Raw genomic sequence first — 16,829 nt, forward strand, 5'->3', positions numbered from 1 at the left:
TCTGATTTCAGGAGTCATTATGAAACTCTTTCGCATCCTTGATCCTTTTACGCTCACGCTCATCGTCACCGTTCTGCTGGCCTCTTTTTTCCCTGCCCAGGGCGGTTTTGTACCGTTTTTCGAGGGGCTAACCACGGCGGCTATCGCGCTGCTGTTCTTTATGCATGGCGCAAAGCTCTCTAGAGAGGCCATCATTGCGGGCGGTAGCCACTGGAGATTGCACCTGTGGGTGATGTGCAGCACGTTCATTCTGTTCCCGATCCTCGGCGTGCTGTTTGCCTGGTGGGCCCCGGTCAACGTCGATCCCACGCTGTATGATGGCTTCCTGTATCTGTGCATCTTGCCCGCGACCGTGCAGTCTGCGATTGCATTCACGTCGCTTGCGGGAGGAAACGTTGCGGCGGCCGTCTGCTCTGCCTCGGCCTCCAGCCTGCTCGGGATATTCGTCTCACCGCTGCTGGTCGGGATGCTGATGAATATGCACGGCGCGGAAGGCAGCCTGGAACAGGTGGGGAAAATCTGTCTGCAGCTGCTGCTGCCGTTTGTGCTGGGGCATCTCTCGCGTCCGTGGATCGGCGCGTTTGTGGCTAAGCACAAGAAATGGATTTCGAAAACCGACCAGACGTCGATTCTGCTGGTCGTTTATTCCGCATTCAGCGAGGCGGTGGTCAACGGCATATGGCATAAAGTAGGCGCAGGCTCGCTGCTGTTCATCGTGGTGGTCAGCATTGTCCTGCTGGCGATCGTGATTGCCGTTAACGTGTTTGTGGCGCGCAAATGCGGCTTTAACAAAGCCGACGAAATTACGATTGTGTTCTGCGGGTCGAAGAAAAGCCTGGCGAACGGCATCCCGATGGCCAACATTCTGTTCCCGACGTCGGTGATAGGCATGATGGTGCTGCCGCTGATGATTTTCCATCAGATCCAGCTAATGGTGTGCGCCGTGCTGGCGCGTCGCTACAAAGCGCAGACGGAAAAGCGGGCGCAGGAAGAGACCCGCGCCGCAAAAGTCTAAGGGCGTTTCAGGGGCTGAACCAGCTGGGTCAGCCCTTCTGTTTTGATCGATAGCGTAATTGCCATCAGCTCGCCAAGCCGCCCGGCGGGAAATTCATCCTTTCGGGCGAACCACAGCAGATACTCCTCCGGCAGATCGATCAGCCTGCGGCCTTTGTACTTACCGAAGGGCATTTCCGTGTTGGCAATTGCAACAAGCTGTTCTTTTTCCACGTTAATCCCCTAGCAGGCGCAGCATTTCCGCTTCGTCAATAACCTCAATGCCCAGCTCCTGCGCTTTAGCCAGCTTGGAGCCTGCCGCTTCACCGGCAATCACCAGGTCAGTTTTCTTCGACACGCTTCCCGCCACCTTAGCGCCTAGCGCCACCAGACGCGCCTTCGCATCATCTCGTGAAAGCTGGCTCAGGCTGCCAGTCAGCACCACCGTTTTACCCGCAAACGGGCTGTCGATCTCTTCGGCGTTCACCACAACCGGCGCAGGCCATTTTACACCTTCAGCCAGGAGCTGGCCGATGACCTCGCGGTTGCTCTCTTCCGCAAAGAAGTTAAAAACGTGCGTAGCGACCACAATGCCCACGTCCGGGACTTTCTGCAGCTCGTCGATGCTCGCTTTCTCAAGCGCCTCCAGCGAGCCAAAGTAAGCAGCTAAACCTGCCGCCGTCGCTTCCCCGACTTCACGAATGCCCAGCGCATAGAGGAAACGGGCAAAGGTGGTTTCTTTGGCCACCTCCAGCGCGTTCACCACGTTTTGCGCCGACTTCGGCCCCATGCGGTCAAGGCCCGTGAGCTTACCTGCCGTCAGCCTGAACAAATCCGCTGGCGTGTGTACGTACTCTTTCTCAACCAGCTGATCGATAATTTTGTCCCCCATGCCGTCAACGTCCATGGCGCGGCGGGAAACGAAGTGCTTAAGCGACTCTTTACGCTGCGCACCGCAGATTAAGCCGCCCGTACAGCGGGTCACCGCTTCACCTTCAACACGCTCAACGTCAGAGCCGCACACCGGACAGTGGGCCGGGAAGACGATTTCGCGCGTCTCTTCAGGGCGTTCGGATTCCACCACGTTCACCACCTGCGGGATCACGTCACCCGCGCGGCGAATCACGACCTTATCGCCGATGCGCAGGCCCAGACGCGCGATTTCATCAGCGTTGTGCAGCGTGGCATTACTCACCAGCACGCCAGCGACCTGCACAGGCTCAAGGCGCGCAACGGGCGTTATGGCCCCCGTGCGGCCTACCTGAAACTCCACGTCGCGTACGAAGGTCATCTGCTCCTGCGCCGGGAACTTAAACGCCACCGCCCAGCGCGGCGCGCGCGCGACGAAGCCAAGCTGCTCCTGCAGCGCAAGGGAATTGACCTTTATCACCACGCCGTCGATATCAAAACCGAGCGTCGGGCGGTCCTCCTCGACCTTACGATAGAACGCCAGCACGGCCTCCGGTGAGTCGCAAAGCTGGACGCGGTTACTTACCGGTAATCCCCACGCCTTAAACTGCAGCAGGCGGCCCAGGTGCGTATCCGGCAGCTCGCCGCCCTCCAGAATACCCACGCCGTAGCAGAAGAAAGTAAGCGGTCGCTTCGCGGTAATGCGCGGATCGAGCTGGCGCAGGGAGCCCGCCGCCGCGTTTCGCGGGTTAGCGAATACTTTTCCGCCGGTGCGGCGCGCTTCCTCGTTGATTTTCTCAAAGCCCGCCTGCGGCAGGAACACCTCACCGCGCACTTCCAGACGCGCTGGAATATTGTCTCCGCTCAGCTTCAGCGGGATAGCGCGAATGGTACGCACGTTGGTGGTTATATCCTCTCCCGTGGTGCCATCGCCGCGCGTTGCGGCGCGCACCAGCACGCCGTTTTCGTAAAGAATACTGACCGCAAGACCGTCCAGCTTCAGCTCGCAGCACCAGCTCAGCGACTCGCTGCTTTTCAGGCGATCCTGCACGCGCTTGTTGAACGCCAGGAAGCTCTCTTCGTCAAAAACGTTGTCCAGCGAGAGCATCGGCACTTCATGGCGCACCTGGCTGAACGCGCCCAGCGGCTCAGCGCCAACGCGCTGGGTCGGTGAATCAGGGGTAATGAGCTCAGGATGCTGCGCCTCCAGCTCGCGCAGCTCGCGCATCAGACGGTCGTACTCCGCATCCGGCACTTCCGGCGCGTCCATAACATGATACAGATATTCATGATGGCGAAGCGTGGTTCGCAGTTCAGTGAGTTGTTGTTCGATTGAGTCCATATCACACCATCAATGAGAAAAAACCCCCGACAGGCGGGGGTTGAGGAGGAGTTGAAAGTCACGCGACGATTACGCGTTAGCTTCCTTAACTTCGCGGATGCGGTCCTGATACTCACGCAGCTTTTGCGGCGTCATCATTCGACGCTGATCGTCGAGCACCACGCCGCCCACTTCGTCAGCAATGTGCTGAGCAGACTGCAGCATCAGCTTGAAGTTCTGCAGCTCATCACCGTAGGACGGCACCTGCATAAAGATTGTCACGCCCGGCGTCACGAAATCACCGGTCATTTCAGGGTCGAACGTGCCAGGGTTAACCATGTTCGCCAGGCTGAACAGCGCCGGACCACTTCCGTCCGGGCTAAGATGGCGATGGAAAATGTTCATATCGCCAAACTTAAAGCCGGCCTGCTGGATACTGTTAAGCAGCACGTCGCCGTTCAGATGCGTGCCATGATGCGCGGCCACGTTCATGATAATCACCGCTTCTTTGCGCTGCGGTTTTTCGACTACCGGCTCTGGCTCAGCAACGGGCTCTGGCTCAACGCACGGGGCTGGAGCAGGCTCAGGCGCAGGCTGTGCCTGAACGGGCTGTGGCTGCGGCTGATTTACTGTCTGTTCTGGCTGCTGCACAGGCTGGTGTGCCGGCTGCTGAACAGGCTGTTGAACGGGCTGTGGCGCAGCAGGCTGCTGATGCACAGGCTGCTGAGGCGGCTGGCGCACCGGTTCTTCCACTGGCTGAGGCGCTGGCTGGCGCGGCTGGGCGGAAGCATACGGCGGCTGATACTGGTGCTGCGGAGGACGGGGGGCTTCATGCTCCCCATGGCCTGCGACGGGCGCAGTATTGACCCGATGAACACGAACTTCACCCACGCCTTCGTCGTCGTACCCTTCGATGTCATCTTCGCCGTCATCGTCGTCTCGACTGGACTTCATGCGCTTCAGTGGGCGATCGCGAAACATAGAAGAGCGCTCTTTACGGCTGGTCCAGAAACCATGTACCAGTAAAGCGATTATGGCGATCGCGCCAACAATGATTAATATCAGACGCAAATCCTGCATCATTATATTCTCTGTTGTTCTAACACCTTGCCACCACGGCAAACATTTACTCACTAAGAGTATTTGCCGTTGACGTCAAGTGCAAGTGCGTGCAGAGCATTCACAGCATAAAGATGAACGAAATCGTGCTTTTTGCTGTTTTTTCGAACATTTCCTAACTGGTCATTCGCCCGCAACTGGATAATATAGGCGAGCAAATCCACTGGTTGTGTAAAAAGGAGTACAGCCTGGTTATGGTTTCATCCTCTTCATCGGCCCCGCGCAGCGGCGTCTGGTATTTTTCTCAGGGCTGGAAGCTTGTTTCCCTGCCGGGCATCCGTCGCTTTGTCATTCTGCCTCTGCTCATCAATATTCTCCTGATGGGCGGCGCCTTCTGGTGGCTCTTCACCAGGCTGGAAAGCTGGGTTCCTTCCTTAATGAGCCACGTGCCTGACTGGCTGCAGTGGCTAAGCTACCTGCTGTGGCCGATTGCGGTCATTTCTTTGCTGCTGGTCTTTGGCTATTTCTTCTCGACGATCGCCAACTGGATCGCCGCACCGTTTAACGGGCTACTGGCGGAGCAGCTGGAGGCGCGCCTTACCGGGGCGACGCCTCCCGATACCGGTGTGCTGGGCATAATGAAAGATCTCCCTCGCATTATGAAGCGCGAATGGCAGAAGTTTGCCTGGTATTTGCCGCGCGCGATTGTGCTGCTGGTGCTCTACTTTATCCCCGGTATTGGACAAACGGTAGCGCCGGTGCTGTGGTTCCTGTTCAGCGCCTGGATGCTGGCGATTCAGTATTGCGACTACCCTTTCGACAACCATAAGGTGCCGTTTAAAGAGATGCGCACGGCGCTTCGTACGCAGAAGATGGCCAATATGCAGTTCGGTGCGCTGACCAGCCTGTTCACGATGATCCCTTTCCTTAATTTATTCATCATGCCGGTGGCCGTCTGCGGCGCGACGGCAATGTGGGTCGACTGCTACCGTGCTAAGCACGCGTTATGGAAATAATGCAAAAATGTGTAAAGAGGGAGTAGCTTATGCTCTCCCTTATTCCATACTGATCCCCATTATTTCCTTGCAGTATATAGATATGCGAATTCCTTACTTCCCCCTCCCTGCTTAGCAGGTATGCTGGGGCGGTATCCCAATTTCATACAGTTAAGGACAGGCCATGAGTAAGATTTATGAAGACAACTCGCTGACTATCGGTCATACGCCCCTGGTTCGACTGAACCGTATCGGTAATGGACGCATTCTGGCGAAGGTCGAATCCCGTAACCCTAGCTTCAGCGTGAAATGCCGCATCGGTGCAAATATGATTTGGGATGCTGAAAAACGCGGCGTTCTGAAGCCGGGCGTTGAGCTGGTTGAACCTACCAGCGGTAACACCGGTATCGCACTGGCCTATGTGGCCGCCGCACGTGGCTATAAATTGACGCTGACCATGCCTGAAACCATGAGCATCGAACGCCGTAAGCTGCTCAAGGCGCTGGGTGCGAACCTGGTGCTGACCGAAGGTGCGAAGGGCATGAAGGGTGCGATCCAGAAAGCAGAGGAAATTGTCGCCAGCGATCCGGCGAAATACCTGCTCCTTCAGCAATTTAGCAACCCGGCCAACCCGGAAATTCACGAAAAAACCACTGGTCCTGAGATCTGGGAAGATACCGACGGACAGGTTGACGTGTTCATCTCCGGCGTGGGTACCGGCGGTACGCTGACCGGCGTGAGCCGCTACATTAAAGGCACAAAAGGTAAAAAAGACCTGATCACCGTTGCCGTTGAGCCGACCGATTCCCCTGTCATTGCTCAGGCGCTGGCAGGCGAAGAACTTAAGCCTGGCCCGCACAAAATTCAGGGCATCGGCGCAGGCTTCATCCCGGGTAACCTGGATCTGAAGCTGATCGACAAGGTCGTGGCCATTACCAACGAAGAAGCAATTTCCACCGCGCGTCGCCTGATGGACGAAGAGGGTATTTTGGCGGGCATTTCCTCCGGTGCCGCCGTTGCTGCGGCGCTTAAACTGCAGGAAGAAGAGACCTTTACCAATAAGAATATTGTGGTTATCCTACCGTCCTCAGGTGAGCGTTACTTAAGCACTGCGCTGTTTGCCGATCTCTTCACTGAGAAAGAACTGCAACAGTGATGCCAGCATGTTAAAAACGCGTAAAAAAGCACCTTTTCAGGTGCTTTTTTGTGGCCTGCTTCAAAGTTTTACTCCACCTGGCATTGATTCACCCCGTTGGGTCTGGTATTTAAACCAGCAATTATTTTGAAGCGCGAAATTAATCAGATCACGAAATAGCCATGCTGAATCGATTTTATGATTTGGTTCAAGTCTTGCTTTCGCTGCATAATGTTTAATGACGATCGAAACGTCAGCGCTAACAATACAGGCTAAAGTTCAGTCGCCAGGCTAGACTTTAGTTCCACAACACTAAACCTATAAGTTGGGGAAATACAATGTTCCAGCAAGAAGTTACCATTACCGCTCCGAACGGTCTGCACACCCGCCCTGCTGCTCAGTTTGTTAAAGAAGCGAAAGGCTTCACTTCTGAAATCACTGTGACTTCCAACGGCAAAAGCGCGAGCGCGAAAAGCCTGTTCAAACTGCAAACTCTGGGTCTGACTCAGGGTACCGTTGTTACCATCTCTGCAGAAGGTGAAGACGAGCAGAAAGCAGTTGAGCATCTGGTAAAACTGATGGCTGAGCTCGAGTAAGTATCCGGGTTCTTTTCAATATCAGTCACAAGTAAGGTAGGGTTATGATTTCAGGCATTTTAGCATCCCCGGGTATCGCTTTCGGCAAAGCACTTCTGCTGAAGGAAGACGAAATCGTCATTGACCGGAAAAAAATTTCTGCCGACAAGGTTGATCAGGAAGTTGAACGTTTTCTGAGCGGTCGTGCCAAGGCATCTGCGCAACTGGAAGCGATCAAAACTAAAGCTGGCGAAACTTTCGGTGAAGAAAAAGAAGCCATCTTCGAAGGGCACATCATGTTGCTCGAAGATGAGGAGCTGGAGCAGGAAATCATAGCCCTGATTAAAGATAAAGGCATGACGGCCGACGCGGCTGCGCATGAAGTTATCGAAGGTCAGGCAACTGCCCTGGAAGAACTGGATGATGAATACCTGAAGGAACGTGCGGCGGACGTACGCGACATCGGTAAGCGCCTGCTGCGCAACATCCTGGGTCTGGCCATTATTGACCTGAGCGCCATTCAGGACGAAGTTATCCTGGTTGCTGCTGACCTGACCCCATCCGAAACCGCACAGCTGAACCTCAACAAGGTGCTGGGTTTCATCACTGACGCGGGTGGCCGTACCTCCCACACCTCAATCATGGCGCGTTCTCTGGAGCTGCCAGCCATCGTGGGTACCGGTAGCGTTACCTCTCAGGTGAAAAACGACGATTATCTGATTCTGGATGCCGTAAACAACTTGGTTTACGTCAACCCAACTAACGAAGATATCGATCAGCTGCGCGCCGTTCAGGAGCAGGTTGCTTCTGAAAAAGCGGAACTCGCTAAGCTGAAAGACCTGCCGGCCATCACGCTGGACGGTCACCAGGTTGAAGTGTGCGCAAACATCGGTACCGTTCGTGACGTTGAAGGCGCTGAGCGCAACGGCGCGGAAGGTGTAGGTCTGTATCGTACTGAATTCCTGTTCATGGACCGCGACGCGCTGCCAACTGAAGAAGAACAGTTTGCTGCGTACAAAGCCGTTGCTGAGGCCTGCGGCTCTCAGGCGGTTATCGTCCGTACCATGGACATCGGTGGCGACAAAGAGCTGCCTTACATGAACTTCCCGAAAGAAGAGAACCCGTTCCTGGGCTGGCGTGCGGTGCGTATCGCGATGGATCGTAAAGAGATCCTGCGCGACCAGGTACGCGCTATCCTGCGCGCGTCTGCTTTCGGTAAACTGCGCATCATGTTCCCGATGATCATCTCTGTTGAAGAAGTGCGTGCACTGAAGAAAGAGATCGAAATCTACAAACAGGAACTGCGCGACGAAGGGAAAGCGTTTGACGAGTCAATCGAGATCGGCGTGATGGTGGAAACCCCTGCGGCGGCGACAATTGCGCGTCATTTAGCCAAAGAAGTTGATTTCTTTAGTATCGGCACCAATGATTTAACGCAGTACACCCTGGCAGTTGACCGTGGTAATGATATGATTTCACATCTCTACCAGCCAATGTCACCGTCCGTACTGAACTTGATCAAGCAAGTTATTGATGCTTCTCATGCAGAAGGTAAATGGACTGGCATGTGTGGTGAGCTTGCAGGCGACGAACGTGCTACACTTCTGTTGCTGGGTATGGGTCTGGACGAATTCTCTATGAGCGCCATTTCCATCCCTCGCATTAAGAAGATTATCCGTAACACGAACTTCGAAGATGCGAAGGTATTAGCAGAGCAGGCTCTTGCTCAACCGACAACGGACGAGTTAATGACGCTGGTTAACAAGTTCATTGAAGAAAAAACAATCTGCTAATCCACGAGATGCGGCCCAATTTACTGCTTAGGAGAAGATCATGGGTTTGTTCGATAAACTGAAATCTCTGGTTTCTGATGACAAGAAAGACTCCGGAACTATTGAGATTGTTGCTCCGCTCTCCGGCGAGATCGTCAACATCGAAGACGTGCCGGATGTAGTGTTTGCTGAGAAAATCGTTGGTGATGGCATTGCTATCAAACCAACTGGCAACAAAATGGTTGCTCCAGTTGACGGCACCATCGGTAAAATTTTTGAAACCAACCATGCGTTCTCTATCGAATCTGATAGCGGTATCGAGCTGTTCGTTCACTTCGGTATCGATACCGTTGAGCTGAAAGGCGAAGGCTTCAAGCGTATCGCCGAAGAAGGCCAGCGTGTAAAAGTTGGCGACCCGGTGATTGAATTCGATCTGCCACTGCTGGAAGAAAAAGCGAAGTCTACCCTGACTCCGGTTGTTATCTCCAACATGGACGAAATCAAAGAGCTGATCAAACTGTCCGGCAGCGTGACCGTGGGTGAAACTCCGGTTATCCGCATCAAGAAGTAATTCTTGCCGCACGGAAAAATGGCGCCTTCGGGCGCCATTTTTGTTTATGCCGGCAGGATAAGCTCGTCGTAGCCTTTAGACTGGGTATAAAGCATCACGTCAGTCACCCGGTCGCCAGCCATGCGGATCGCATCGGCAACGGTTTTCCCCTCTACAATGCCGCTCACCAGCTCTGAACAGAACAGGTCGCCCGTCCCTTTCAGGTCGGTTTCTACGCGCGGATGCGCGCTGACGGTCACGCCCTCATGCGTCACGAGCACCACGTGGATGTTTTGCGGGTCGTCAGCCACCGGGGCGCTGGTGATCGCCACCCATTTCAGGCTGTCAGAAAGCAATCCCTGTGCCGCCGCGATGGCGCTTTCCGGCGTGCGGCACGGCTTGCCGCTTAACACCTCCAGCTCATAGACGTTCGGCGTAATCCCCTGCGCCAGCGGCAGCAGGTGCTCCCGATACGCTTCGGGGATCTCGGGCTTCACGTACGTTCCGCTGTCGATATCGCCGATAACCGGGTCGACCAGCACCAGCAGATCGGGATGCTGCGCTTTAACCGCCTTCAGCCACTGCGCCAGCAAAGCAATCTGGCTGGCGCTGCCCATATAGCCGGTAGTCACCGCCTTCAGCTCGCGTAAGATCTCGCGCTCTTCCAGCGCCTTCAGGTAGCCGCTAAACCACTCGTCGGGTATAACGCCGCCGTAAAAGGTGTCGTAGTGCGGCGTGTTGCTAAACAGCACCGTCGGCACCGCCGTCACGTTCAGACGGTGCGTTCTGATGTTGGGCACCGCAATGCTGTTTCCCACGCTGCCGTACACCACCTGCGACTGCACCGCGACAATATCGGTTTGCTGCGCTCGGGTTTTATCCCGAAATAAAATCATCTCCATGACGCTTAAATCCCCGCCCCCTGCGAATAGCTCTCTTCACCAAACACGCCGGTAGACAGATAACGATCGCCGCGATCGCAAATTATAGCGACCACTACCGCGCCCGGCGTGGACTGCGCCACCCGAATCGCACCCGCTACGGCACCGCCCGAGCTGACGCCGCAGAAGATGCCTTCGCGTACGGCCAGCTCGCGCATAGTATTCTCCGCCTCGCGCTGATGAATATCCAGCACCTGGTCCACAAGCTGCGCATTAAAGATGCCCGGCATGTATTCAGCAGGCCAGCGGCGAATGCCGGGAATGCTGCTGCCCTCTTCCGGCTGCAGGCCGACAATGGTTACTTTCTTATCCTGCTCGCGCAGAAAACGCGACACGCCGGTAATGGTGCCGGTCGTGCCCATGCTGGAGACAAAATGAGTGATGCGCCCGTTGGTCTGCTGCCAGATTTCCGGGCCGGTGGTGGTGTAGTGTGCGTACGGATTATCCGGATTGTTGAACTGGTCGAGCAGCTTGCCTTCACCGCGTTCGGCCATCTCAAGCGCCAGGTCGCGTGCGCCTTCCATTCCCTGTTCTTTGGTCACCAGAATCAGCTCTGCGCCGTAGGCGCGCATGGCCGCGCGGCGCTCCTGACTCATGTTGTCCGGCATCAGCAGCTTCATGCGGTAGCCCTTCAGGGCGGCAATCATCGCCAGCGCAATGCCCGTGTTGCCGCTGGTCGCTTCAATCAGCACGTCACCGGGCTTAATCTCACCGCGCTTTTCGGCCTCAACAATCATCGACAGCGCCGCCCGATCCTTTACCGAGCCTGCCGGGTTATTGCCCTCAAGCTTGACCCAGATTTCGCTGCCGTTGTCCGGCCCCATGCGCTGCAGTTTGACCAGAGGGGTATTGCCGATGGTGTGTTCGAGTGTATTCACGATTTTTACTCAATAAAAAGCCGGGGGCGCGCAGCGATCCCGGCCTACAAGACGCAGTGATAACTGTAGTCCCGGCAAGCGCTGAGCCGCCGGGCGATAGACATTCTAATAACCTATCAGGCCGACTCCGCCAGAGCAATATCCTCGCGCGTCTCGATGCGCTCGTTGCCATGATAAATACGGGCATGCTGCAGGCCCACAAACAGGCGTTCACCCCGGTGCGGCGGCACGTCATCGCGCATCACCACCGTCAGCGGCTCGGTGTACCAGCCCAGCGGCTGTACCACCATTTGGGTGTAGTGACCTTTAGGGCTAGCCTCAAGAACCTGCACCGGCAGCGGTGAATCCAGGCTGGTACGACGGCTGACGTCCACTTCCCACGGGCGCAGGAACAGATCGACAGGCCCCTGGTGCGCGGAGGTATAGCCCAGCGGCCAGCGGTGCGCGCCGACGTGGAACTGCCCACCGCGAATAGTGCCCTGCAGACGGTTCACCTCGCCCATAAACTCCAGCACGAAGCGGGTCGCCGGTTCGCGCCAAAGCTGCTCCGGCTCGTCAACCTGCTCGATATTCCCCTGGCTCATCACCACCACGCGGTCGGCCACTTCCATTGCCTCTTCCTGGTCGTGAGTCACGAAGACGCTGGTAAACTTCAGCTCTTCGTGCAGCTGGCGCAGCCAGCGGCGAAGCTCTTTACGCACCTGTGCGTCCAGCGCGCCGAACGGTTCGTCCAGCAGCAGAATTTGCGGCTCTACGGCCAGGGCGCGCGCCAGCGCCACGCGCTGCTTCTGACCGCCGGAGAGCTGCGCCGGGAAACGATCCGCCAGATGCGCCAGCTGCACCATCTCCAGCAGTTTCGTCACTTTCGCTTTGATCGCGGCCGCGTTCGGGCGCTCGCGACGCGGCAGCACGGTCAGGCCAAAGGCGATGTTGTCGAATACGGTCATGTGGCGGAACAGCGCGTAGTGCTGGAACACAAAGCCCACCTTGCGGTCGCGGGCGTGCAGGCGGCTGACGTCGGTGCCGTGAAAGCGGATGTGCCCGCTGGTCTGATGCTCAAGCCCGGCGATAATGCGCAGCAGCGTCGTTTTACCGGAGCCAGACGGCCCCAGCAGCGCGACCATCTGCCCGGAAGGGATATCCAGCGAGATATCGTTCAGCACCTGGGTGCGACCAAAAGACTTCTTAATATTGGCAATCTCAATGCTCATGATTTCCCTCCTGATGCTGACGTTTTTCCTGATTCTCTAAACGCCACTGCACCACACTCTTCAAAAACAGGGTCAGAATCGCCATCAGCGTCAGCAGCGCTGCGGCAGTAAAGGAACCGACGGTGTTGTAATCCTGTTCCAGTAATTCAATCTGTAGCGGCAGCGACAGGGTTTCGCCGCGGATCGAGCCGGATACCACCGACACCGCACCGAACTCGCCGATCGCGCGGGCGTTGGTCAGCACCACGCCGTAGAGCAGCGCCCAGCGGATGTTCGGCAGCGTGACGCGGCGGAACATCTGCCAGCCGGAGGCGCCCAGCAGCACCGCCGCTTCGTCCTCGTGGCTGCCCTGGCTTAGCATCACCGGCACCAGTTCACGCACCACGAACGGACACGTTACGAAGACGGTCACCAGCACCATGCCCGGCCAGGCGAACATGATCTGCAGGTTATGCTCGTCCAGCCAGCCGCCGAGCGGGCCGTTGGAGCCGTAAAACAGCAGGTAAACCAGGCCCGCCACCACCGGCGAAACCGCAAAGGGGATATCCAGCAGGGTCAGCAGCAGCTGGCGCCCCGGGAAGTTAAAGCGCGTCACCAGCCAGGCCAGCAGCGTGCCGAACACCAGGTTTACCGGAACGGTAATCAGCGCGATCAGCACGGTCAGCCAGATGGCGTGCAGCATATCCGGGTTCGCCAGGTTTTCCAGCGCCGGCATCAGCCCCTTGCTGAACGCCTGGACGAAAATATAAATCATCGGCACAACGAGAATGAACGCCGAGACCAGCACGCCCGTTCCGATCAGAAACCATTTTCCCCAGTTAATGCGGGGAGCGTCATAGCGTTTCAATTGCGTAATTTCCGCCATCAGTGACCTACCACGCGTCGACCAAAGCGACTTTGCAGGGTGTTAATTGAGAACAGCAGCAGCAGGGACGCCGCCAGGATCACCGACGCAATCGCGCTCGCGGCCGGATAGTCGAACTCCTGCAGACGTACAAAAATCATCAGCGAGGTCACTTCCGTTTTCCACGCAATGTTCCCGGCGATGAAGATCACCGCGCCGAACTCGCCGAGGCTGCGGGTAAACGACAGCGCTACGCCCGCCAGCAGCGCGGGAGACAGCTCCGGCAGCACCACCTTGCGGAAGCTCTGCCAGCGCGTGGCCCCAAGCGTTTCCGCCGCCTCTTCATATTCAGGACCTAGCTCTTCCAGCACCGGCTGCACGGTACGCACCACGAACGGGATGCTGGTAAAGGCCATTGCCACCGCGATCCCGAGCCAGGTATAGGTCACTTTGATATCAAACTTCGCCAGCCATTCGCCGTAAAACCCGTTGACCGAGAAAAGCGACGCCAGCGTCAGGCCGGCAACGGCGGTCGGCAGCGCAAACGGCAGGTCCATCAGCGCGTCGAGCAGCGTGCGGCCTGGGAAACGGTAGCGGGTTAAAATCCACGCCATCAGCAGGCCGAATACGCCGTTAAAAATGGAGGCCACGAACGCCGACAGCAGCGTAACCTTATAGGCCGCCACCACCTGCGGGTTGGTAATCACTTCCCAGTACTGGGACCAGCTCATCTCGGAAAGCTGCATCACCAGCGCGCTGAGCGGCAGCAGTAAAATCAGGCAGACAAACAGCAGGCTGGTGCCGAGGCTCAGGGTAAAGCCCGGCAGCACGCGTCTGGAAGAAACAGCAAACATTACTTACGCCCCGCCGCCAGCAGTTTGTCTAGCTCACCGCCGCTGGCAAAATGGGTTTTCATCACCTCATGCCACGCGCCGAAATGGTCTTCCACGCGGAACAGGTCGGTCTGTGGGAATTTGTCCTTCAGCGCGTTCATCACGTCCGGATTATTCACGCGGTAGTAGTAATCCGTGATGATGGTTTGCGCCTGCGGGCTGTACAGATAGTTGAGGTAGGCTTTCGCCGCCTTCTCGGTACCGTTGGCCTGCACGTTTTTATCGACCCACGCCACCGGGAACTCCGCCAGAATATTGGTTTTCGGGATGACCACCTCAAAGCCCTGCGCGTCGTACTGCTTGCGGATGTTGTTCACTTCCGATTCAAAGCTGATCAGCACATCGCCCAGCCCGCGCTCGGCGAAGGTGGTGGTCGCGCCGCGCCCGCCGGTATCAAACACTTCGACGTTTTTCAGGAACTGGGTCATGAACTGCTCGGTTTTCGCTTTGTCGTTACCGTCAGCTTTATCCGCCGCGCCCCACGCCGCCAGATAGGTATAGCGGGCGTTGCCGGAGGTTTTTGGATTCGGGAAAATCAGCTTTACGTCAGAACGCACGAGGTCGTTCCAGTCGTGGATATTCTTCGGGTTGCCCTTGCGCACCAGGAAGCCCATGGTGGAGTAGAACGGCGAGCTGTTGTTCGGCAGGCGGCTTTGCCAGTCCGCCGGGATCAGCTTGCCCTTGTCGTGCAGTATCTGCACGTCAGTCACCTGGTTGTAGGTCACCACATCCGCCTTCAGCCCCTGCAGGATCGCCAGCGCCTGCTTCGAGGAGCCCGCGTGAGATTGCTTAATGGTCAGCTTGTCGCCGTTATTGTCTTTCGCCCACTGCTGTTCAAACGCCGGGTTAAGCGCGGAAAAAAGCTCGCGGGAAACGTCATAGGAGCTGTTCAGCAGCTCGGTTGCCTGCGCCTGCGCCACCAGCAGTAAGCCTGCCAGCGCCAGCGATCCTTTTTTCAGTACAGTAACGGCCATTGCGCACCCTTATAAATATGATGACTATCTTATGGTCATAATATTTATAACGAGCGTGAAAGGAGTAACGGTTTTATATACCGTTTGGTGATTTAGAAGCAGAAAAGAGAATAAGGCATTAATCCCCTCTCCCCGGTGGGGAGAGGGCCAGGGTGAGGGGGTTACAGCGCCAGCAGGCGCTCCACTGACGGCGCGAAGTAGTAACCGCCGGTCACCGGTTTGGTGAAGCGCAGCATAGCGTCGCGCTTGCCGTCGGTATCGCCAAACATGCTCAGCAGCTGCTGTTCGATGTTGTACAGGCGCGCGCAGTAGGCGCAGAAGTAGAGGCCATGCGTGCCGCTCGCGGTGCCGTACGGCAGGCTCTGACGAACGATTTTCAGCCCCTTGCCGTCCTCTTTAAGGTCAACGCGGCTCAGGTGAGACGTGACCGGACGATCGTCGCCGTCGATCTCTTCGTTAGCCTCTTTGGTACGGCCAATCATCATCTCCTGGTCATGCACGCTCATGCGGTTAAGCTGCTTGAGGTTATGCTCCCAGCGCTGCACGAACACGTAGCTGCCGCCCGCGTCCACGCCGTCTTTGATCACCGCCACGTCGCGACGGATTGCTTCGCCCGCCGGGTTTTCAGTCCCGTCAACAAAGCCGCTCAGATCGCGCTCTTCCACCCAGCGGAAGCCGTGAACCTCTTCCTGCACGTCGATGCTGTCGCCAAACGCCTCAACCGCCGCCTGGGCCACGGAAAAGTTCACGTCATGGCGCAGGGAGAGAATGTGGATCAGCACGTCGTACTGCGTTGCAGGCGCCAGGCCTTTGCCGTAAGGGATAAAGTCCTTCAGCTCTTCAGCGCCTTCGCCGCCGCTCAGCTGGCGCCAGACGGTGTTGCCGAAAGCGACAACCGCGCCGAGGTGCGCGTCCGGGAATTTGTGCTCGAAGGTGGCAAGCTTATCGATAAAAACCTTACTGGCCGCACGCAGGGCATCCACATCCCCTTTAAGATTGGCTTCAATCCAAATCGCCGCGCGGCAATGTTCTGGCAAAATGCCGCTCTGAACCTGAGACATCGCTCCTCCTGAAATAAAGATGCCACGTCAGCGTGGCATTGATGGCGGCTATTATACCCGGATTTCAGCAGGGCAGTTTGTTCAGGCGCAAATTACTGCTGCCAGATAATCTTGCTCACTTTCCAGCTCTTTAACGTGTCGTCAGACGGCATTAGACCTTCCGGCCCGCTCCACTCGCCGGTGAAGAGATAGCGAATATGCTGGCTCCCTTGCGCCTTACACTCCACCGCCACGCTCTCGGCGGAAGGGACGCTGGTGCAGTTCCCGAAGGCCTTTTGATAAAGCTCGCTAAACGGCGTACCGACCTTCACGCCGCTCGCCGTCGGGATCTCTTCATCCATCACCGCCACGCGGTTTACCGTGCCCTTATCGCCGTTAATCACCAGCGCCAGCTTGTCGCCTTTCAGCGCTTCAAAATAGCGCACAATGTTGCCGTTCTCGGTTTTCATGCCGCTGCGCAGGCGGTAGTCGCTGCCCAGAGCTTCCTGAATAGCGTCCTGATCCAGCGCGGTGGCGGCGGTGATGTTGCCCACGCCCTGCTCGGTGACTTCCGTTGAGGAACCAAACCAGTTCCACGGATACGCGGCAGACCAGTTGATAGAGGAAAGAGTGGAACAGCCGGTTAGCGCCAGCGGAAGCGCGCATAAAACTAAACGCAGCGATTTCATTGAAACGTCCTTTCTTGTTAATTCAACGCTTGTTGGAGTGCGGCATCGGC

Annotated in this window: 17 protein-coding genes; 6 read left to right on the forward strand and 11 right to left on the reverse strand. The window is 56.8% G+C overall.

Translation table 11 applies throughout. The annotated features are described in order from the left end of the window. The first annotated feature begins 19 nt into the window (after positions 1–19). Positions 20–1,015 carry a bile acid:sodium symporter family protein gene (locus V1599_RS18255; RefSeq protein WP_395300589.1) on the forward strand — a complete coding sequence of 332 codons (996 nt, stop codon included), beginning with the start codon at positions 20–22 and terminating at the stop codon, positions 1,013–1,015. On the opposite strand, the gene V1599_RS18260 is transcribed toward V1599_RS18255, so the two are convergent. From V1599_RS18260 to zipA, 3 genes are all read right to left on the reverse strand, one after another. Next, complete coding sequence (locus tag V1599_RS18260; RefSeq protein ID WP_395300590.1) at positions 1,012–1,227, reverse strand: DUF3820 family protein; 216 nt, start codon at positions 1,225–1,227, stop codon at positions 1,012–1,014. The genes V1599_RS18255 and V1599_RS18260 overlap by 4 nt on opposite strands. 1 nt (position 1,228) lies before the next feature. Beyond that, positions 1,229–3,244, reverse strand: coding sequence for an NAD-dependent DNA ligase LigA (gene ligA / locus V1599_RS18265; RefSeq protein ID WP_112010293.1), 2,016 nt, complete (start codon positions 3,242–3,244; stop codon positions 1,229–1,231). Positions 3,245–3,313: 69 nt separating this feature from the next. After that, a complete protein-coding gene (zipA, locus tag V1599_RS18270; RefSeq protein WP_395300591.1) occupies positions 3,314–4,306 on the reverse strand; it encodes a cell division protein ZipA in 993 nt (330 codons plus the stop codon). A gap of 230 nt (positions 4,307–4,536) precedes the next feature. On the opposite strand from zipA, the gene cysZ reads away from it, so the two are divergent. The 5 genes from cysZ to crr all read left to right on the forward strand — a co-directional run bounded on the left by cysZ (position 4,537) and on the right by crr (position 9,330). Then, entirely contained in the window at positions 4,537–5,298 is a 762-nt protein-coding gene (gene cysZ / locus V1599_RS18275) for a sulfate transporter CysZ (protein ID WP_112010291.1), read from the forward strand. A 163-nt stretch (positions 5,299–5,461) separates the two neighbouring features. After that, the gene (cysK, locus tag V1599_RS18280; protein ID WP_112010290.1) at positions 5,462–6,433 is read left to right on the forward strand and encodes a cysteine synthase A; all 972 of its coding nucleotides are present in this window, start codon (positions 5,462–5,464) and stop codon (positions 6,431–6,433) included. 317 nt (positions 6,434–6,750) lie between these two features. Further along, positions 6,751–7,008: a phosphocarrier protein Hpr gene (ptsH, locus tag V1599_RS18285; protein ID WP_000487600.1), complete on the forward strand. Its 258-nt coding sequence runs from the start codon at positions 6,751–6,753 to the stop codon at positions 7,006–7,008. Positions 7,009–7,052: 44 nt separating this feature from the next. After that, a complete protein-coding gene (gene ptsI, locus V1599_RS18290; RefSeq protein ID WP_395300592.1) occupies positions 7,053–8,780 on the forward strand; it encodes a phosphoenolpyruvate-protein phosphotransferase PtsI in 1,728 nt (575 codons plus the stop codon). Between the two features lie 40 nt (positions 8,781–8,820). Next, entirely contained in the window at positions 8,821–9,330 is a 510-nt protein-coding gene (crr, locus tag V1599_RS18295) for a PTS glucose transporter subunit IIA (RefSeq protein WP_003861316.1), read from the forward strand. 44 nt (positions 9,331–9,374) lie between these two features. Here crr and pdxK read toward each other — a convergent pair whose 3' ends face one another. From pdxK to V1599_RS18335, 8 genes are all read right to left on the reverse strand, one after another. Then, positions 9,375–10,211: a pyridoxine/pyridoxal/pyridoxamine kinase gene (gene pdxK / locus V1599_RS18300; RefSeq protein WP_297122305.1), complete on the reverse strand. Its 837-nt coding sequence runs from the start codon at positions 10,209–10,211 to the stop codon at positions 9,375–9,377. A gap of 5 nt (positions 10,212–10,216) precedes the next feature. After that, a complete protein-coding gene (cysM, locus tag V1599_RS18305; RefSeq protein ID WP_395300593.1) occupies positions 10,217–11,128 on the reverse strand; it encodes a cysteine synthase CysM in 912 nt (303 codons plus the stop codon). A gap of 116 nt (positions 11,129–11,244) precedes the next feature. Beyond that, positions 11,245–12,339 carry a sulfate/thiosulfate ABC transporter ATP-binding protein CysA gene (gene cysA, locus V1599_RS18310; RefSeq protein WP_395300594.1) on the reverse strand — a complete coding sequence of 365 codons (1,095 nt, stop codon included), beginning with the start codon at positions 12,337–12,339 and terminating at the stop codon, positions 11,245–11,247. Continuing rightward, entirely contained in the window at positions 12,329–13,204 is an 876-nt protein-coding gene (gene cysW / locus V1599_RS18315) for a sulfate/thiosulfate ABC transporter permease CysW (RefSeq protein ID WP_112010284.1), read from the reverse strand. The genes cysA and cysW overlap by 11 nt, the downstream gene beginning before the upstream one ends. Continuing rightward, positions 13,204–14,037, reverse strand: coding sequence for a sulfate/thiosulfate ABC transporter permease CysT (cysT, locus tag V1599_RS18320; protein ID WP_112010283.1), 834 nt, complete (start codon positions 14,035–14,037; stop codon positions 13,204–13,206). The genes cysW and cysT overlap by 1 nt, the downstream gene beginning before the upstream one ends. Then, complete coding sequence (locus tag V1599_RS18325) at positions 14,037–15,050, reverse strand: sulfate ABC transporter substrate-binding protein (RefSeq protein WP_395300595.1); 1,014 nt, start codon at positions 15,048–15,050, stop codon at positions 14,037–14,039. The genes cysT and V1599_RS18325 overlap by 1 nt, the downstream gene beginning before the upstream one ends. A gap of 161 nt (positions 15,051–15,211) precedes the next feature. Next, entirely contained in the window at positions 15,212–16,111 is a 900-nt protein-coding gene (locus V1599_RS18330) for a Dyp-type peroxidase (RefSeq protein WP_395300596.1), read from the reverse strand. Positions 16,112–16,203: 92 nt separating this feature from the next. After that, positions 16,204–16,779, reverse strand: a complete 576-nt coding sequence (locus V1599_RS18335) for an RpoE-regulated lipoprotein (protein ID WP_395300597.1) — start codon at positions 16,777–16,779, stop codon at positions 16,204–16,206. Positions 16,780–16,829: the final 50 nt, after the last annotated feature.

Source organism: Enterobacter sp. ECC-175, assembly GCF_043968675.1.
Classification (GTDB): Bacteria; Pseudomonadota; Gammaproteobacteria; order Enterobacterales; family Enterobacteriaceae; genus Enterobacter.